The sequence below is a fragment of the Dichotomicrobium thermohalophilum genome, from assembly GCF_003550175.1.
GTDB lineage: Bacteria > Pseudomonadota > Alphaproteobacteria > Rhizobiales > Rhodomicrobiaceae > Dichotomicrobium > Dichotomicrobium thermohalophilum.
The window spans coordinates 2,118,928-2,135,118 of sequence record NZ_QXDF01000001.1; the positions used below are offsets into that span (position 1 = coordinate 2,118,928).

The window sequence follows — 16,191 nt, forward strand, 5'->3', positions numbered from 1 at the left end:
CACATGAGCCGGTGAGCGTTACCGGCTCATGTTTCGCCTTCAAGTCGGATCCCCGGAGCCTACCGCTCAACGCCGAGCACGGCCCACCGCTCCGGCAGGGCGTCGAGCACGGCCTGGCGCTCGTCATCGCTCATGCCGGCCCAGCCGCCAATCTCCACGCCGGTGCGCGCGCAGCCCAGGCAATAGCCCGAAGCGGCGTCAAGCTGACAGATGCCGACACACGGGCTCGTCGCCCGCGCGGCCTCCAGATTCGTCTGTTTCATTTCAGACTTGTTCGCCAACCGTTTCGCATGACGCGGCCCGCCAAGCGCAGCCGGACCGCTTCCGTTTCACGCGCGCTCGCCCAGCGCCCGAATATGCTCGGGCAGCCGCTCGTTCGAGCCATACATGAAGTGATTCTCCATGCGCTCGGAATAGCGGCTTGCCTCCGGCGTCCGGCCCACGGCTTCGGCGACCTCGCGGATGTGGATGGGCGCGGCGCCGCAGCACACACCGAGATAGCGCACGCCGATGTCGAACGCCTGTTTCGCGAACGCGCCGATCTCGTACCGGTTGCAGTATAGCGGATCGAGCGCCGTCGGGAAGGGGCGGCCATGCGGCGCGGGACAGGCGCAGTGCGAGTCCGTGAGGCTGAAGAAGGTCGGCTCGGCGTCGCTCGTGCGGTACGGCACCGGCAGTGCGCCGACATGGCAGGTCACCGCCGCGCGGATTTCACGCAGCCAGGGCAGCATCGTGTCCGGGCCGCGGAAGCAGTTCATGCCGACGACATCCGCGCCGCGCTGCTCCAGCTCCTGCGCCGTCTCGACGATGCCGTAGCCATCAGACATCGCGTTGCCCGCCATCGGCGCAAGCGTGATGACCGTGGGCAGGCCGGTCGCCTTGGCGACCTCCAGTGCGGCGAACGCCTCGCCGGCGTAATAGAACGTCTCGCCGATGATGATGTCCGCGCCTTCGTCAACGGCCCAGCCAACCATCTCCTCGAACATGCCGCGTACTTCGGCCTGCGCCTGCGCGTCGTCGGGCGACCAGATGTTCGTGTTGGAGATGTTGCCCGCCATCAGGTTGCCGGGCTTGTCGTCGGCGACCTTCCTGGCGATCCGCAGAGCCGAGCGGTTCAGCGGCTCCAGCAGCTCTTCCTTGCCGATCACGCGCATCTTCTCGCGGTGGCCGTTATAGGTGAACGCCTCCACGATATCCGAGCCAGCATGCTGGAAGTCGCGGTGCAGCGTCTCCAGCGCCTCCGGGTGCTCCAGCGCGACCTCGGGCACGAACTCGCCCGCGGACAGATAACCGCGGCGCTCAAGCTCGAACAGGAAGCCTTCGGCGCAGATCACCGGCCCCTGATCCAGCCGGTCCACCAGCACATTCTTTGACATGGCCTTTCATCCTTCAAAGCGTTGCACGGGCGAACGTCGTTGATTTGGCTGAGCCTGACGAAACAGGGTTCGACGCAACGTTCCTCAGCGGTTCCGCCCGCATGCGCGGCGCGAAACCGGGTTACTCTGCCCTGAATGCGTGAAATCGCGCCCGTTCAATAACGACGCGCTGGCGTGGATGTGCGTCCCGGCGGACGCTGCGTCAAGCGGGCTTCCGCAGTCACCGGGACGGCTGCTCAGGCCAGCGCGCGTGGTATTCGTCAATGACGTAAGCGTGCGCGTGTTCCAGCCCGCGCGCGGTGGCCCGCGCGTCGCGGACATGCGGATGATCGGCCGGCAGGTCATCATGGACGTGCTCCAGCACCTCGGGGTCGGACCGCGGCCAGGACAGCATCGCTAGCGCCGCGCCCGCCCCGCCGAGCACCGCAAGGACACCGGCCGTGACCGACAAGCCGAACGCGCCGCCCAGCCAACCCGCCATCGGATAGGTGAGCAGCCAGCAGGCGTGCGACAGCGCGAACTGCGCGGCGAACAGGGCCGGACGGTCTTCCTTGTGCGCGGAGCGGCGGAGCAGCCGGCCCGCCGGGGTCAGCACGCCGGAATAGGCGACCCCGAGCACGAACCAGATGACAAGGAAGCTCCACCAGCCGGCGCCCTGCCCTATTGGCGAGACGCTAAGCGCCGCCAGCCCGGCGACGAGGCCCGCGCCGCCCGCAAGCATGACGCGGCGATCGCTCGCCCTCTCCAGCAAGCGCGGCAGCGCGAGCGCCCCGATCATCGAGCCGCCGCCGAACACCGCCAGCGCGATGGCCACATCGCTTTCGCCCAGGCCGAAGACACTGCGCACATAGACGACGGTGTTGACGATCACCATCGCCCCGCCCGCCGCCGCGGCCAGGTTGAGCGCGAGCAGGCCGCGCAGCCGCGGCGTTTTCAGGTAATTGCGGATGCCCTTGGTCGCGCGCTGGAAAAAGCTGGCCTGTGCGGTCGCCGTCACCACTGGGAGCGCCACCGAGAGCACAAGCGCGGCGGACAGCGCGAAGCCAATCGCCGTCGTCGCGAACAGCCAGTGAAAGCTGATGAGCGCCAGCAGCGCGGCGGCGAGCGCCGGGCTGAGCAGGTTTTCCAGATCATAAGCCAGCCGCGAGAGCGACAGTGCCCGCGTGTAGTCTGCCTCGTCGGGGAGGATGTCCGGAATCGTCGCCTGGAAGGCCGGCGTGAAGGATGCCGACGCCGACTGCAGCAGGAAGATCAGCACATAGACCTGCCAGACCTGATCGACGAAGGCGAGCATCAGCACGATGACGCCGCGGATAACGTCGAGCGACACGAGGAACCCCCGGCGCGGCAACTTCTCGGCAAGCGCCCCGGCGAAGGGCGACACGCCGACATAGGCGATCATCTTGATGGCAAGCGCCGTACCCAGCACGAAGCCGGCCTGCTCCCCCGCGAGGTCATAGGCCAGCAGGCTGAGCGCGACCGTTGCGAGGCCCGTGCCGAGCAGCGCGATGACCTGGGCGGCGAAAAGATGGCGGAAGGTGCGATTCTTCAGAATGTCCAGCATGGGCCTAACCTAACGCCTTGCGCGGGCGAGGAAAGCCCCGCCACGCCGCCTTGTCTTTGGCATGATTTCCCGGCATGTAGTCCGGCCCACGCGACCGAGCGTGTTTTTCGATCAGTCTGGGACGATTCCCCATTCGTCGTTGCCGGACTTGCCTGTGCTCGGGCCTGATCCGAGTAATCCGGCAATCCGGCTTAAAGGCTTGCCGCGGTTATGGGTGCCCGTGTCAAGCACGGGGATGACGTGTTTTGTTCTGATCGAAAATTGCGCCAGCGCGGCAGGCGCTTGGCAGAGGATGGCACATGAAAACGATCGGCCTGATCGGCGGCATGAGCTGGGAGAGCACCGCCGTCTATTACCGGCTGCTGAACCAGATGGCGCGCGAGCGGCTCGGCGGGCTGCATTCAGCGCAGCTCCTGTTGTGGTCCTTCGACTTCGCGCAGATCGAGGCGTTGCAGGCCGCGGGCGACTGGGCGGCGGCGACCGAGGCAATGGTCGCGGCGGCGCGGCGGCTGGAGCGCGGCGGGGCGGACGGCCTCGTCATCTGCACCAACACCATGCACAAGATGGCGGGCGAGGTGCAGGCGGCGGTGAGCATTCCGCTCATCCATATCGGCGACGCGACGGCCAGGGCGATCCACGAGGCCGGGGCGCGGAAGCCCCTGTTGCTGGCGACGCGCTACACGATGGAGCAGGATTTCTACAAGGGCTTCCTGCGCGACCGGCACGGGATCGACGTGGCGGTGCCGGACGAGGCGGGGCGCACGGTCGTGCACGACATCATCTACAACGAGTTGTGCCAGGGTGTCGTGAAGCCGGAGTCCAAGCGGGCCTATCTGGATGTGATCGCGCGGGCGCAGTCGGACGGGATCGACGGCGTAATCTTCGGCTGCACGGAGGTCGGGCTGCTTCTCTCACCACAAGATCTGGACTTGCCGGCCTTCGACACGACCGCATTGCACGCGCGCGCCGCGCTGGACTTCGCGCTGTCCGGGGACTGAACAGGGCGGTGTGTCCGCGCAAGCCGGACACACCTTTTCTGAACGGTTGCCGTCACTCCTGCGTCAGAAAGGCCCCATCCGAGATTTCGACGACTTCATCTCCGTCGAACACTTCGATGTCGCCGTTCTCCATCTCGATGGTACAGGCTTGCTCGCAGATCCTGACGGTCCCGCCTGCGGGAATCACGACACGTCTTGTCTCGACGTCGCCCTGGCCTTCCAGAACCCTCAGCCTGTGCTCGGTCGAATCCCGGTTGGTCACCGTGAGCGCGTGAACCTCGGCCGCCGCAAAAACTGCCAGACTTGCGGTTGTCACGACGGCCAACGACTTGCGCACTGGCATGTCACGCTCCCTTGCTCATGCTGTTGCGATTTCCGCCGGCTTACTTCTGGCCGCGCGACCCCTGCTCGCCCTCAGCCTGCTTCGACTGAGCGGCCTGCTCGGGTTTGGGCTCGGTACCAGCCTGCGCCTTTTTCTGTTTCGGCGATTTGTTTGTGCCGCCCGACTTGCTCTGCTTCATCTCTTGATCCTCCAAAACATCGCTTAAGAGACGACTGCAGAGATCGCTGAGCACTGCGGCGGCATCAAGATGCCATGATGGCTTTATTGGGACGTGGTATAATATTGGTGAATGGGTGTTGCGCGGGGTGCCGAAGGGGAACGGCTGGCGCGAATAGTGGATAAGATGTTCAGCGTTGCGATTCAGGCAGTCTGGATGAGAATCTGAATACCGGATGGTAGCGGAGGAGGGACTTGAACCCCCGACACGCGGATTATGATTCCGCTGCTCTAACCAGCTGAGCTACTCCGCCCCAAAGTCGCGCCCGGACCCAATGCGCCGGCAGTCAAGCGGCCAATCCGCTGCACGAGGAAAGCGATAACAATCGTATAAGAACGCCGCCGCGACCCGTCAAGTCGGGACACGCCCCGCATTCACGCCGGCGTTCAGCCTTGCGCAGCCGGGCGCTCAGGCCGCTTGTTGAAACGCAGCATCGAAAACAGTCCCATCGGCCACATCGGGGTCTGCTCCTGCAGCGCCAGTTCGGGGCAGACCATCACCCGCTCGGTCTCGAACACCGGATGCCAGCCCAGCGTCTCGGCCAGCGGCGCCATCTTGTGCTCGACCCAGCCGCGCAGCCCGTGCTCCTGGCTGAAATGATTTACGAGGATCACCTCGCCGCCCGGCGCGCAGACGCGGGCCAGCTCGCGCATCACCGCCACCGGATCGGGCACGACCGTCATCACATACATCGCCACGACCGTGTCGAAGGCGCCATCGGCAAAGCCAAGCCCCGCGGCGTCCATCTGCGCCAGCCCGAGGACATGATCGAGCCGACGCGCGCGCGTCTGCGCCTTGGCCAGCATTTCCGGCGAGATGTCGAGCCCGACAACCTTCAGATGCGGCTTGTAAGCGGGCAGCGAAAGCCCGGTCCCGACGCCCACCTCCAGCACGCGGCCTTCCCGCGTGTTGATGTAGCTGACCGCGCGCCGCCGCCCGACGGCGGCGACCCGGCCAAAGGTGTGATCGTAGACCGGCGCCCAGCGGCGGTAGGCCTTGCGCACAGCTTCGTTGTCGAGCGTCGGTGTGGACATCTTGACCCCGTGATGGCTTTCGACAGCCGCCTTTTAAGCCACGCCACGGTTTCGCTCCAGTCCTTTCGTCTTTATAAGCGGCATTGGGGCCAAAACGCGCCGCGCGCGCCATAACAACCCGGCGACACATGACCCAGTTGTCCATCGTCATTCCCGCGCATAACGAGGCGGGCAATCTCGCGCCGCTGATCGCGGAAATCACGGCCGTCTTCGCCGCCGAAGCGCCCCGTCTTGAATACGAGATCATCATTATCGACGACGGAAGCAGCGACGGCACGCGCGCGGAAGTCAGCGCCTTGATGCCCAGCGAGCCCCGTCTGCGCCTGATCGCCCATGGCCAGCGGGCGGGCAAATCCGCCGCGCTCAAGACCGGGTTCGAGGCTGCGCGCGGCGCGTGGATCGCCATGCTGGACGGCGATGGCCAGAACGACCCGGCGGACCTGGCGCGGCTGTGGCCCGAAATTGCCGGTGGCGGCGAGGCCGTCATCTATGCGGGCGTGCGCCGCCGGCGCAATGACGGGCCGGTCAAATATGCCACAAGCAAGCTCGCCAACCCGATCCGCAAGTTCATGCTCCGCGACGGCTCGCGCGATGCCGGCTGCGGCTTCAAGGTGATCCCTTGCGCATTGGCCCGCGCCCTGCCCTATTTCGACAACATGCACCGCTTTCTGCCCGCGCTGGCGCGGCGCGAGGGGCTGGCGGTGCGCGAGGTGATGATCAACGACCGCGCCCGGCGGCACGGCGCATCGAAATACGGCTTCTTCGACCGCGCGGCGGTCGCCTTCCTCGATGTCGTCGGCATGTATTGGCTCATGCGGCGCTACAGCCCGCGCGGGGATATCGCCGAGATCGCCGCCCAGCCGGAGCAGACGGCCAAACGCGCGGGCGCTCAAGGCGCGCGCTGAAAAAGCTGATAGCTCAACCGCATCGTCTCGCCCGAGAGGTTGGCGTATGGCGCGCTCAGCCGCCGCACCGGCCCATCTGGCGCGTACTCAGGCCCAAGCTGTGCGACGAGAGCCCCGGGCGCGTCTTCGGAATGTCCGCGCCAGACCAGCAGCGCCTGCGGCGGCTCGTCCCCGGCCGACCATATCCGCGCACCGTCCAGCCGGATCACGACGTTCGCAGCAAGCCGTTGCCGCCCCGCCAGAACCGCGACCGGCCCGTCGATCTCATCGCGCATCTCGGCGGCGAACTGCGGATAGGGATGCGCGAGCTGTTCCTTGCCGAACAGCAGCCAGGCCGGATAAGCCGTCAACATCAGCAGCACGAGAACTCCGGCGGTGCGCAGGAAATGCACCGGCGCGCGCCCGCGCAACTCCAGCGGCCAGGCCGCCGCCAGCCACAGCGGCACGGCCATCAACAGCGGCGTCATGTAGCGCTCATCGACGCTGTGCAGATCGGCCAGCAGGATCACCAGCGCGAAGAGGCCGACGCTCATAAGCGTCACCCGCGCAAAGAAGCGCGCGGCGATCGCCCGGCCCGCATCCAGCGCGCTTGGCGCCTCGGCCGGCGTCAGCCGCCAGACAATGAACCACACTGCCACCAGTGGCCCGGCCCAGGCCAGCGTCGCCTGCGCCATTGCGAGCAGCCCGTCGATGCCCAGCGCCGGCACGTCCACAACCGAATACAGAGGGTGTTCGCGTGCCAGCCTCGCCATGCGCTCAGTGGTCTCGGACAGGTGAGCCACCGCCCAAATGACGTGCGGCAGATAAAGGACGGTGACAAGCGCGACCGGCCAAATCAGGCGCGGTACGAACAGCTTGTCCCGCACCTCACGGATTGACCACGTGGCCACCACAATCGCGGCGAGCGCCAGGAAATAGTTGTATTTCGAAAACGCTCCTGCCGCGACCGCGACGCCGAGCCAGAGGAAATCGCCCAAGTTGCCGCGTTCGCGGATCCGCATGATGGCGTGCAACGTCGCTGCGACGCCAAACATCACCATGACGGTGTGGGCCAGCGTGACCTGCGACTTCCACACCACCTGCGGCAGGAACAGCAGGCTCGCCGCGGCGATCAGCCCGGTAAGCTGTCGCCCGGAGATGCGCCGCCCGGCGTCGTAGATGCACAGATAGGTGCCGGCCAGAAACGCCGTTTTGACGATCGCAACGGCGGCGGCCCAGCTCCCCGTGAGCCAAAGCGCGCCAGCGACAAGCCAGTTATAGACCGGCGGATGCGAGTTGCCGTAGCCCAGCGCAAGATGCGTGTGGCCGACGAACTGAGCCTCGTCCGTCTCAAGACTTCCGGAAAAGCTCAGCCGGATGGCCAGCAGCGCGGCGAAATATGCGAAGATGATCCAGACGCTATAGCGGGCGATCGTCTCGACATCGAGGGCGCGGGCCGGCCGCGCCAGCGTTTCGCCCGCTCCGCTCATGCCGAAAGCGCTGGGTCTGCCGCGTCGATCCAGCCGCCACCGAGCACGCGGGCGCCCTGTGCTGAGCCATCGTAAAACACGCAAGCCTGGCCCGGAGAGACACCGTCCTCGCCGTCGATCAGCCGCACCCAGACCTCGCCCTCGCGCAGGTGAAGTTCAGCGGGCTGCGGCGGGCGCGTCGAGCGGACCTTGGCGTGGATCTCGCGCGGGCCACCCGTGAGCGGACCATCGCCGAGCCAGTTCACCTCGCGCAACCTGACCCAGTGGGTCAGCAGCGCCTCACGCGGACCGACGACGAGCTCGCGGCGCTCGGCATTGATGCGCACGACGTAGAGCGGCTCCTGCGCGGGGATGCCAATACCGCGGCGCTGGCCGATCGTATAGTTGATGATGCCGTTGTGACGGCCGAGCTTGCGCCCGTCGATATGCACGATGTCGCCCGGCTGTGCCGCATCGGGACGCAGCTTTTCAACGACCTGCGTGTAGCGCCCGGTTGGCACGAAGCAGATGTCCTGGCTGTCGGCCTTTTGCGCGACCGGCAGGTTCCATTCGCGCGCCAGGTCGCGGACGTCATTCTTGTGCATATCGCCAAGCGGAAAGCGCAGGAATTCGAGCTGCTCGGGCGTAGTGGCGAACAGGAAATAGCTCTGATCGCGGTCGGCGTCGCGCCCGCGATGCAGTTCCCATCCTCGTGGACCGGGGCGATTGACGATGTAATGGCCGGTCGCCATCGCGTCAGCGCCCAGTTCCTTCGCCCTGCCCAGCAAGTCGTTGAACTTCACCGACTGGTTGCACTGGACGCAGGGAATCGGCGTCTCACCGGCCACATAGCTGTCGGCGAAATTCTGGATCACCGCGTCGCGGAAGCGCCGCTCATAGTCCAGGACGTAATGCGGGATGCCGATCGCCGCTGCCACGCGGCGAGCGTCGTGAATGTCCTGCCCGGCACAGCAGCTGCCCTTGCGCGCGGTCGCTTCGCCGTGATCATAGAGCTGCAGTGTGATGCCGATCACGTCATAGCCCTCACGCGCGAGCATCGCCGCGACGACCGATGAATCGACGCCGCCGGACATGGCCACGACCACGCGTGTTTGCTCCGGCGGGCCGGGCAAATACAAGCTGTTGAGGCCGCTCGCCTCGGCAGGCCGTGCGGTTGTGATCGTGCTGGACTGTGCCATGCGTCGCCTGGCTATGACCGCTATGGAACGAGATTTTCCGCAAATATACTGAGGGTTGGGGTCCCCTGCAACCGGCGCTGCCAAAGCCTTCGCAAAGCGAAAGCGAAACAAATTTTCGTGAATTCCCGTATAAGTTGTGAAATAATATAAAACACCTAAAGATTGTCCTATTCTGGGAACTTACTTGGCCTCGCTGAGTAAAAGAAAATTAAGCCGAACCCGATACCGTTCCTACCGTCGCGTTCGATTGTACCGGGTTCAAATACACGATGAGTGAGCATTTCACGTCGCGTGCAAGATATGTGATTGGCCCCGATGGTAGCCCGCTGACCATCGCCGACCTCCCACCCGCCAACACGCGCCGCTGGGTCATCCGACGCAAGGCCGAAGTGGTCGCTGCTGTGCGCGGGGGGCTTTTGAGCCTCAGCGAAGCCTGCGATCGCTACCGTCTCACCATCGACGAGTTCCTGAGCTGGCAGCGCTCCATAGAGAAACATGGCCTGCCAGGTCTGCGCGCCACGCGCGTTCAGGAATACCGCGGCTAGGGCGCGCCCGGGCGCCCTTCCCTCCGTTCCGGCTTTCTGGTACAAATAGAGAACAAAACGATAACCCGGCGCCCCGCTTAGATTGCGGTGTTGCCGCTTTGATGCACCGGAACGCAGAATGAGTCTTCCGCTCGCTCCGATTTCCCGGCAGGTCTGGGAGCAGAAATACCGTTTCGCGCCGAGCCCGCGCGAGACGGAGACCGGCGTCGAGGACATGTGGCATCGCGTGGCCAAGGCGGCGGCCAGCGTCGAGAAGCCCGATGATCGCGGGCTGTGGCAGGCCCGCTTCCTCGACGCCATGTCGGACTTCCAGTTCATCCCCGCCGGCCGCATCCTCGCGGGCGCTGGCACCGGCCGGGCGGTGACCCTGTTCAACTGCTTCGTCATGGGCGAGATCGAGGATGACATGGCCTCGATCTTCGACAACGTGAAGGAAGCCGCGCTGACCATGCAGCAGGGCGGCGGTATCGGCCATGACTTCTCGACGCTGCGGCCCAAAGGCGCGCCGGTGAAGGGCGTAGGCGCCGACGCCTCCGGACCGGTGAGCTTCATGAATGTCTGGGACGCCATGTGCCGGACCATCAAGTCCGCCGGCTCGCGGCGCGGCGCGATGATGGGCACGCTGTCCTGCGATCACCCGGACATCGAGGCCTTCATCGACGCCAAGGCCGATCCCGACAAGTTGCGGATGTTCAACCTCTCGGTGCTGGTCACCGACGCCTTTATGGACGCCGTCGCGGAGGATGCGGACTGGCCTCTGTGTTTCGGCGGCGTGCACTACAGGACCGTGCCTGCCCGCGCGCTGTGGGACAAGATCATGCACTCGGCCTATGACTACGCGGAGCCGGGCGTAATCTTCATCGACCGTGTAAACCAGCGCAACAAGCTGGCCTATTGCGAGGCAATCCACGCGACGAACCCGTGCGGCGAGCAGCCCCTGCCACCCTATGGCGCCTGCCTGCTCGGCTCGGTGAACCTGGCGACGCTCGTCGATCGGCCGTTTACCGACAAGGCCGCCCTCAACGAGGATCGCCTGGCGGAATTGGCCCGGACGGCCGTGCGCCTGCTGGACAATGTCATCGACATTTCGGGCTATCCGCTCAAGGCCCAGGCCGAGGAAGCGAAGGCCAAGCGCCGGCTCGGGATCGGCGTAACCGGGCTTGCGGATGCGCTTATCCTCTGCGGCAAGCAGTACGGCACTGATGAAGCGGTGAAGCTGGCCGCGCACTGGATGAGCTTGGTCCAGTACAACGCTTACATGGCGAGCACCGATCTGGCCGCGGAAAAAGGCAGCTTTGCCCTGTTCGACCCCGAGAAATACCTGGCAACCGAAGGCGCGCAGGATCTGCCGACGGATGTGCGCAGGGCCATCGGCGAAAAGGGGTTGCGCAATGGCCTTTTGACCTCAGTCGCGCCCACAGGAACGATCTCGATCATTGCCAACAACGTCTCAAGCGGCATCGAGCCGGTTTTCGATTTCAGCTATCGCCGCCGCATCCTGCGGGACGACGGCACCGCGGATGAGGAATGCGTCGAGGACTTCGCCTATCGGCTCTTCCGCGAAAAATTCGGGGCGGACGCCGCGTTGCCGGAATGCTTCGTGCGCGCGCCGGACCTGCATCCGCATCAGCATCTGGCCATGCAGGCGGCATTGCAGCCGCACGTCGACGCCGCGATCTCCAAGACGATCAACTGCGCGAAGGACATCGCCTTTAACGACTTCAAGGACATCTACACGCACGCCTATGAGACCGGCCTGAAAGGTTGTACGGTCTACCGGCCGAACCCCGTCACGGGCGCCGTGCTGAGCAGCGTCGACGGCGAAGGTGAGCGCCCGGAGGCCACGGAAGCCAGGGCACGCCCCCAGCAGCAATCGCTGGAGCTCACTGCCCCGGCGCCGGAGCGCGGACAGGGCAGCGGTGAGGTCGTCTACATGTCTGCCCCGCTTGAACGCGACGCCGCCCTGCCCGGCTATACCTACAAGCTGAGATGGCCAGGCTCCGGCCACGCGATCTATGTCACGATCAATGACATCATTCAGGATGGACGCCGACGGCCCTTCGAAATCTTCATCAATTCGAAGAACCTGGAGCACTACGCCTGGACGGTGGCGCTCACGCGGATGATCAGCGCGGTGTTCCGGCGCGGCGGCGATGTCTCGTTCGTGGTCGAGGAACTGAAGGACGTTTTCGATCCGCGCGGTGGCCACTGGGTCGACGGACGCTATGTCCCGAGCCTGCTCGCAGCTATCGGCGAGGTCATCGAGCGGCACATGATCGACATCGGCTTCATCCAGCGTGAAGAAGAGGCTGAGCCGGGCTTCCTGCAGAAAGCCGCAGGTGCACGTGTCGGCCAGTCGGGCGGCAGCGAAAAGCTCTTCTGTCCACAGTGCGGCCGGCCGTCGATGCTCTATCAGGAGGGCTGCCTGATCTGCCGGGACTGCGGCTATTCAAGCTGCGGCTAGGCGGGGGCAGACGGCAGGCGTCGCGCGCGGCGCCCTCAGTCCTCCTCGCGCGGTTTGCTGAAAACAGTGCGCCAAAAGTCGTATGCGGCGAGCAGCAGCGCGATCGAGACCAAAATGATGAGGTCGGGCTCGGCCACCCAGATCAGGATCACCGAATTGAACACGATCAGCCCAAGCAGGCCGATGAAGGCGATGATCTTATCAGCAAGCGACATCGCTACCCTTTCTCCCTGACCGCGGCATCACGCGCTATCCTTCTGCCAGCGCGGCCAGATGCTGGACCAGCCAGTTCGCCGTGCGCAGCAGTCGCCCGTCATCCTGACGCCGCCCGACAAGCTGAACGCCCAGCGGCATGCCGTCGACATCAAGCAGCGGGAGGTTCACGCAGGGCACGCCGCAGTATGTCCACAGCGCATTGAACACCGGACTGCCAGTGCTTTCCAGCCCCTTGGGCGCGGGCCCGGGCGTCGCCGGCGTCAAGATCGCATCATATCGCTTGAAAATCTCATCAAGCCCGGCGTTGAGCACCTGGCGCATCTCAAGCGCCGTGTTGTAGTCCACCGCCGTCACCTCTCGGCCCTCGGCGATCAATTCACGCATGATTTCGCTGGCCTGCTCCGGCGCGCGGTCCACGAGCGGCCCGTAATTCTTGGCGACACCGGCCATCTGGAGCATGCGCTGCCACGCCCAGGCGCGCTGGAACACGTCGGGCAGGTCCACGGTGTCGCATTGCTCGGCCAGTGCTTCGGTCAGCTCGGCATAGGCCTCTTTCGTCGCAGGCTCGGCGTGTTCCTCCCAGACGGGCGTCTTGACGAAGGCAATAACCGGCTGCGCCGCCGGCGTGCTGGTTGCCGTCCTGCGGAGCGAACCACGGGAGTGCGGGCGCATGTCGGGATCTTTTTCGTCATACGCGCTCATGGCGTCAGTAAGCAGCGCCAGATCCTCGACCGTCCGCGCGAATGGCCCAACCGTGTCCAGCGGCGGCGCCTGAGTCAGCACGCCAGTTCGCGAAATCGCGCCATGTGTGGGCTTGAAGCCGAACACCCCACAGTAGCTTGCCGGGCGGATAATCGAGCCGGCCGTCTGCGTGCCGACAGCCAGTGGTACCATGCCCGCGGCGACCGCAGCCGCCGAGCCGGAGGACGAGCCGCCGGGCGTGCGCCCCGGGTCGTGCGGGTTGCGAGTCTTGCCCGGCGCATAAACCGCAAGCTCGGCTGTCACGGTCTTGCCGAGGATGACCGCGCCGGCCTGACGCAATTGGGCGACGATGGCCGCATCTGATCGCGTCCGCCGCCCCTCATGCAGCGGCGTACCGTTGCAGGTCGGCATGTCGCGCGTGTCGATGATGTCCTTGACCGCAACCGGCACGCCGTGCAGTGGGCCGATCTCATGCCCGGCAGCGCGCCAATCGTCCAGCCGCCGGGCCTGGCCGAGGGCATAGTCCTCGTCCAGATACTCCCAGGCTTGCACCTCCGGCTCGCGCTCACGGATGCGCGCGAGACAGGCGCTGACCATCTCCTGAGCGGTCACGGTGCCGTCGGCGATCCGACGCGCCGCCTCTGCGGCGCTTAGCCCGCAAAGCTCTTCGACCGTGGTGCCAGGTCGCAGCCCTGCGCTGTTAGTTGCCATAGAGCACCTCCGGCAGCCACAAGGCTATTCCAGGGAACTGATACAGCAGGAACATGGACAGGAAGATCATCAGCAGGAACGGCATCACGCCCGCGAAGATCTGCATCAGCCGCACATGCGGCGGCGCGACCCCCTTCAGGTAGTACGCCGACATTGCCATTGGCGGCGTCAGGAACGATGTCTGCAGATTAAGCGCGATCAGGATGCCGAAGAACAGCGGATCGATGCCAAAGGCCGGCAGCAGCGGCAGGAAGATCGGCACGAAGATGATGATGATCTCCGACCACTCCAGCGGCCAGCCCAGCAGGAAGATGATCACCTGCGCCAGCAGCAGGAACATCCAAGGCTCCAGATCGAGGCCCAGCACGAACTCGCTGATCAGCTCCTCGCCGCCGAGATAGGAAAAGACCGAGGCGAAGGTCCACGAGCCGACGAACAGCCAGCACACCATTGCCGAGGTCCGCACGGTCAGGTAGATCGACTCGCGCAGCTTGTCCTGGTCGACGATGCGCCACATCATCATGCCGGCGAGACCGGTGAAGAAGCCGATGTCAAAGGCCCGATAGTTTGTTTCGTGCCGCGAAAACATGTCGCCGAGCTGGAACACCTCAAAGATGACCATGTAGGCCGCGGCGCCAGCCAGGCCGATCAATGCGCCCTGCCCGCCGAACACGAACATGCGCGCGATCTCGGGCCGGCGCGGCTGCAGCGTGCCAAGCAGCGCGGTACGCGACAGGAGGCCGATGATCACCGCAATGGCAAGCATGCTGCCCGCACGGATCAGGAAGCCGGGCTCGTCCGGCATCGGCACACCAACGTAATTGACCAGGGCCGCGCGAATGGCGACGTAGGCAAAGGCGAGCAGCAGCGTGACGGCGCCGCCATAACCGAGGATATAGAACAGTGTGTCCAGCCCGCTCCAGCGTTGTCCGACCCAGGGTGCGGTCTCCGTGCCATCATTGATGGCCGCTGCGCGATAGGCCACCGCCAGAACCATGCCGCCGAGCGCGCCGATTGCGGCCGCTTCCGACGGGGTGGCCAGCCCGAACAGGATTGCCCCCAGCACGGCCAGAATGAGGAAGAATAGCGGGAAGAATGACGTCGCGAGCATCAGGAACATCTGCCCGCGGCTGACATCCGGTACGTCCTCCGGGCGGGGTTTGGGCGCCAGGTTCGGATTGAACAGGACGCGCCCTACAACGTAAAGCAGATAAAGTCCCGCCAGCATGAACCCCGGCAACAGGGCGCCCGCATAGAGCTTCACCACCGAGACGTTCGATGTCGCGGAATAGACGATCAGCATGATGCTCGGCGGGATCATGATGCCGAGGCATCCGCCCGCGCAGATAACGCCGGAGGCAAAGCTGGTGTCGTATCGCGCGCGCAGCATCGCCGGCAGCGCCAGCAGGCCCATCAGCGTCACCACAGCGCCGATGATACCCGTCGCCGTGGCAAACAGCGCGCAGGTGATGATCGCAGCAATGGCCATGGAGCCAGGAACGCGCCGCGCGGAAATGTTCAGCGTATAGAACAGGCGGTCGACGATGTTTGCCCGCTCGACGATATAGCCCATGAAAAGGAAGAGCGGCACAGCCGTGAGCACGTCATTCGCCATGACCGAATAGGTCTGGTTGACGAGCAGATCGAAGATCCGGTTGTCGAAGATCGTCTGCATGCGCTCGGGGTCGTAGTAGGCGTAATAGCCGAACCCCACGCCCATGGCGATGAGAGTGAAAGCGATCGGAAAGCCGAGCAGAATGAGGAGGATGAAAATCCCCAGCATCAAGACGGCAATTTGAGGATCGGTCATCTGTCGAACTCTCTCTTCACGCTTTCACTTGGCTTTTGAACATCCGTGGCCTCGGTACCGTGGCGAATGATGTCCGCCGTATCGCCTTCCAGCAGGCGGTCCTCCAACTCCTTGACGTCCTCGATCTGGCGTGGCCAGGCGCCTTCGCGCATGCAGACGATGCAACGACATACCTGGGCGATACCTTGCAGGAACAGGAGAATACCGGCGGCAACGATGATGAGTTTAAACTGGAAGATCGGCACATTCGCCGGGCTCATCACGCTGACCTCCAGATAGCGCAGCGAGCGCTCGGCGTACTGCCAGCCGGCGACAATCAGGGCGGTCACGCCGGGGAAGAAAAACACGATATAAAGCACAAGCTCGACGGCGGCCTGCGTCTTTGGCGGCCAGAGCCGGTAGACGACGTCGCCGCGCACATGGCCGTCCCGCGAGAGGGTATAGGCGCCGGCCATCATGAACAGCGAGCCGTACATCATGTAGGTGAGGTCGAAGGCCCAGGAGGTAGGCTGGCGCAGCAGGTAGCGCACGAACACCTCATAGGAGACGCCCAGTGTCATGATGACGATGCACCACGCAAAGGCCTTTCCGAACCAGGCCGATATGCGGTCGATAAACGCTATGAAGGCGAGCACGTCTGGCCTAACTCCTCAAAAACG

General features: G+C 64.8%; 16 protein-coding genes, 1 tRNA gene and 1 riboswitch. Of the genes, 4 read left to right on the forward strand and 13 right to left on the reverse strand.

From position 1 onward, the window contains the following. Positions 1–59: 59 nt before the first annotated feature. From BXY53_RS09890 to BXY53_RS09900, 3 genes are all read right to left on the reverse strand, one after another. Complete coding sequence (locus BXY53_RS09890; RefSeq protein WP_119061646.1) at positions 60–263, reverse strand: DUF1289 domain-containing protein; 204 nt, start codon at positions 261–263, stop codon at positions 60–62. A 66-nt stretch (positions 264–329) separates the two neighbouring features. Continuing rightward, positions 330–1,376, reverse strand: coding sequence for a homocysteine S-methyltransferase family protein (locus BXY53_RS09895; protein ID WP_119061647.1), 1,047 nt, complete (start codon positions 1,374–1,376; stop codon positions 330–332). Positions 1,377–1,400: 24 nt separating this feature from the next. Next, a riboswitch (S-adenosyl-L-homocysteine riboswitch) is annotated at positions 1,401–1,468 on the reverse strand. A 128-nt stretch (positions 1,469–1,596) separates the two neighbouring features. Further along, positions 1,597–2,940 carry an MFS transporter gene (locus tag BXY53_RS09900; protein ID WP_119061648.1) on the reverse strand — a complete coding sequence of 448 codons (1,344 nt, stop codon included), beginning with the start codon at positions 2,938–2,940 and terminating at the stop codon, positions 1,597–1,599. A gap of 299 nt (positions 2,941–3,239) precedes the next feature. Here BXY53_RS09900 and BXY53_RS09905 point away from each other — a divergent pair, with 299 nt between their 5' ends. Next, complete coding sequence (locus BXY53_RS09905; protein ID WP_119061649.1) at positions 3,240–3,938, forward strand: aspartate/glutamate racemase family protein; 699 nt, start codon at positions 3,240–3,242, stop codon at positions 3,936–3,938. Between the two features lie 52 nt (positions 3,939–3,990). Here the strand turns inward: BXY53_RS09905 and BXY53_RS09910 are convergent, their stop codons facing one another. The 4 genes from BXY53_RS09910 to BXY53_RS09920 all read right to left on the reverse strand — a co-directional run bounded on the left by BXY53_RS09910 (position 3,991) and on the right by BXY53_RS09920 (position 5,532). Next, positions 3,991–4,281 (reverse strand): hypothetical protein, encoded by a 291-nt coding sequence (locus tag BXY53_RS09910; protein ID WP_119061650.1) that lies wholly within the window; start codon positions 4,279–4,281, stop codon positions 3,991–3,993. A gap of 40 nt (positions 4,282–4,321) precedes the next feature. Beyond that, the gene (locus BXY53_RS14135; RefSeq protein WP_170144397.1) at positions 4,322–4,459 is read right to left on the reverse strand and encodes a hypothetical protein; all 138 of its coding nucleotides are present in this window, start codon (positions 4,457–4,459) and stop codon (positions 4,322–4,324) included. Positions 4,460–4,674: 215 nt separating this feature from the next. Then, positions 4,675–4,751, reverse strand: a tRNA-Met gene (locus BXY53_RS09915). 133 nt (positions 4,752–4,884) lie between these two features. Beyond that, on the reverse strand, positions 4,885–5,532 hold the full coding sequence (locus BXY53_RS09920) for a class I SAM-dependent methyltransferase (RefSeq protein ID WP_119061651.1): 648 nt from the start codon (positions 5,530–5,532) through the stop codon (positions 4,885–4,887). 128 nt (positions 5,533–5,660) lie between these two features. Between BXY53_RS09920 and BXY53_RS09925 the strand changes: the two genes are divergently transcribed. After that, on the forward strand, positions 5,661–6,437 hold the full coding sequence (locus tag BXY53_RS09925) for a glycosyltransferase family 2 protein (protein ID WP_119061652.1): 777 nt from the start codon (positions 5,661–5,663) through the stop codon (positions 6,435–6,437). Here the strand turns inward: BXY53_RS09925 and BXY53_RS09930 are convergent. Both BXY53_RS09930 and mnmA read right to left on the reverse strand, forming a co-directional pair. Then, a complete protein-coding gene (locus tag BXY53_RS09930; protein ID WP_119061653.1) occupies positions 6,422–7,906 on the reverse strand; it encodes an ArnT family glycosyltransferase in 1,485 nt (494 codons plus the stop codon). The genes BXY53_RS09925 and BXY53_RS09930 overlap by 16 nt on opposite strands. Next, positions 7,903–9,084, reverse strand: a complete 1,182-nt coding sequence (gene mnmA / locus BXY53_RS09935; protein ID WP_119061654.1) for a tRNA 2-thiouridine(34) synthase MnmA — start codon at positions 9,082–9,084, stop codon at positions 7,903–7,905. Before mnmA ends, BXY53_RS09930 begins: the two co-directional genes overlap by 4 nt. Before the next feature lie 269 nt (positions 9,085–9,353). On the opposite strand from mnmA, the gene sciP reads away from it, so the two are divergent. Together sciP and BXY53_RS09945 are read left to right on the forward strand one after the other, a co-directional pair. After that, positions 9,354–9,629, forward strand: a complete 276-nt coding sequence (gene sciP / locus BXY53_RS09940) for a CtrA inhibitor SciP (protein WP_119061655.1) — start codon at positions 9,354–9,356, stop codon at positions 9,627–9,629. 118 nt (positions 9,630–9,747) lie between these two features. Then, a complete protein-coding gene (locus tag BXY53_RS09945; RefSeq protein WP_119061656.1) occupies positions 9,748–12,093 on the forward strand; it encodes an adenosylcobalamin-dependent ribonucleoside-diphosphate reductase in 2,346 nt (781 codons plus the stop codon). 35 nt (positions 12,094–12,128) lie between these two features. Here BXY53_RS09945 and BXY53_RS09950 read toward each other — a convergent pair whose 3' ends face one another. From BXY53_RS09950 to BXY53_RS09965, 4 genes are read right to left on the reverse strand one after another with little or no spacing between them, the layout of a single operon-like run. Next, positions 12,129–12,308, reverse strand: coding sequence for a hypothetical protein (locus tag BXY53_RS09950; protein WP_119061657.1), 180 nt, complete (start codon positions 12,306–12,308; stop codon positions 12,129–12,131). A 34-nt stretch (positions 12,309–12,342) separates the two neighbouring features. Next, a complete protein-coding gene (locus BXY53_RS09955) occupies positions 12,343–13,722 on the reverse strand; it encodes an amidase (protein ID WP_119061658.1) in 1,380 nt (459 codons plus the stop codon). Next, positions 13,712–15,532 carry a TRAP transporter large permease gene (locus BXY53_RS14305; RefSeq protein WP_245410404.1) on the reverse strand — a complete coding sequence of 607 codons (1,821 nt, stop codon included), beginning with the start codon at positions 15,530–15,532 and terminating at the stop codon, positions 13,712–13,714. Before BXY53_RS14305 ends, BXY53_RS09955 begins: the two co-directional genes overlap by 11 nt. After that, entirely contained in the window at positions 15,529–16,167 is a 639-nt protein-coding gene (locus BXY53_RS09965) for a TRAP transporter small permease subunit (RefSeq protein ID WP_119061659.1), read from the reverse strand. Before BXY53_RS09965 ends, BXY53_RS14305 begins: the two co-directional genes overlap by 4 nt. Positions 16,168–16,191 lie beyond the last annotated feature (24 nt).

Bases quoted from the DNA above. Each gene is read 5' to 3' on its own strand.
- BXY53_RS09890 (WP_119061646.1), bottom strand. From the start codon at position 263: ATGAAACAGACGAATCTGGAGGCCGCGCGGGCGACGAGCCCGTGTGTC.
- BXY53_RS09895 (WP_119061647.1), bottom strand. From the start codon at position 1,376: ATGTCAAAGAATGTGCTGGTGGACCGGCTGGATCAGGGGCCGGTGATC.
- BXY53_RS09900 (WP_119061648.1), bottom strand. From the start codon at position 2,940: ATGCTGGACATTCTGAAGAATCGCACCTTCCGCCATCTTTTCGCCGCC.
- BXY53_RS09905 (WP_119061649.1), top strand. From the start codon at position 3,240: ATGAAAACGATCGGCCTGATCGGCGGCATGAGCTGGGAGAGCACCGCC.
- BXY53_RS09910 (WP_119061650.1), bottom strand. From the start codon at position 4,281: ATGCCAGTGCGCAAGTCGTTGGCCGTCGTGACAACCGCAAGTCTGGCA.
- BXY53_RS14135 (WP_170144397.1), bottom strand. From the start codon at position 4,459: ATGAAGCAGAGCAAGTCGGGCGGCACAAACAAATCGCCGAAACAGAAA.
- BXY53_RS09920 (WP_119061651.1), bottom strand. From the start codon at position 5,532: ATGTCCACACCGACGCTCGACAACGAAGCTGTGCGCAAGGCCTACCGC.
- BXY53_RS09925 (WP_119061652.1), top strand. From the start codon at position 5,661: ATGACCCAGTTGTCCATCGTCATTCCCGCGCATAACGAGGCGGGCAAT.
- BXY53_RS09930 (WP_119061653.1), bottom strand. From the start codon at position 7,906: ATGAGCGGAGCGGGCGAAACGCTGGCGCGGCCGGCCCGCGCCCTCGAT.
- mnmA (WP_119061654.1), bottom strand. From the start codon at position 9,084: ATGGCACAGTCCAGCACGATCACAACCGCACGGCCTGCCGAGGCGAGC.
- sciP (WP_119061655.1), top strand. From the start codon at position 9,354: ATGAGTGAGCATTTCACGTCGCGTGCAAGATATGTGATTGGCCCCGAT.
- BXY53_RS09945 (WP_119061656.1), top strand. From the start codon at position 9,748: ATGAGTCTTCCGCTCGCTCCGATTTCCCGGCAGGTCTGGGAGCAGAAA.
- BXY53_RS09950 (WP_119061657.1), bottom strand. From the start codon at position 12,308: ATGTCGCTTGCTGATAAGATCATCGCCTTCATCGGCCTGCTTGGGCTG.
- BXY53_RS09955 (WP_119061658.1), bottom strand. From the start codon at position 13,722: ATGGCAACTAACAGCGCAGGGCTGCGACCTGGCACCACGGTCGAAGAG.
- BXY53_RS14305 (WP_245410404.1), bottom strand. From the start codon at position 15,532: ATGACCGATCCTCAAATTGCCGTCTTGATGCTGGGGATTTTCATCCTC.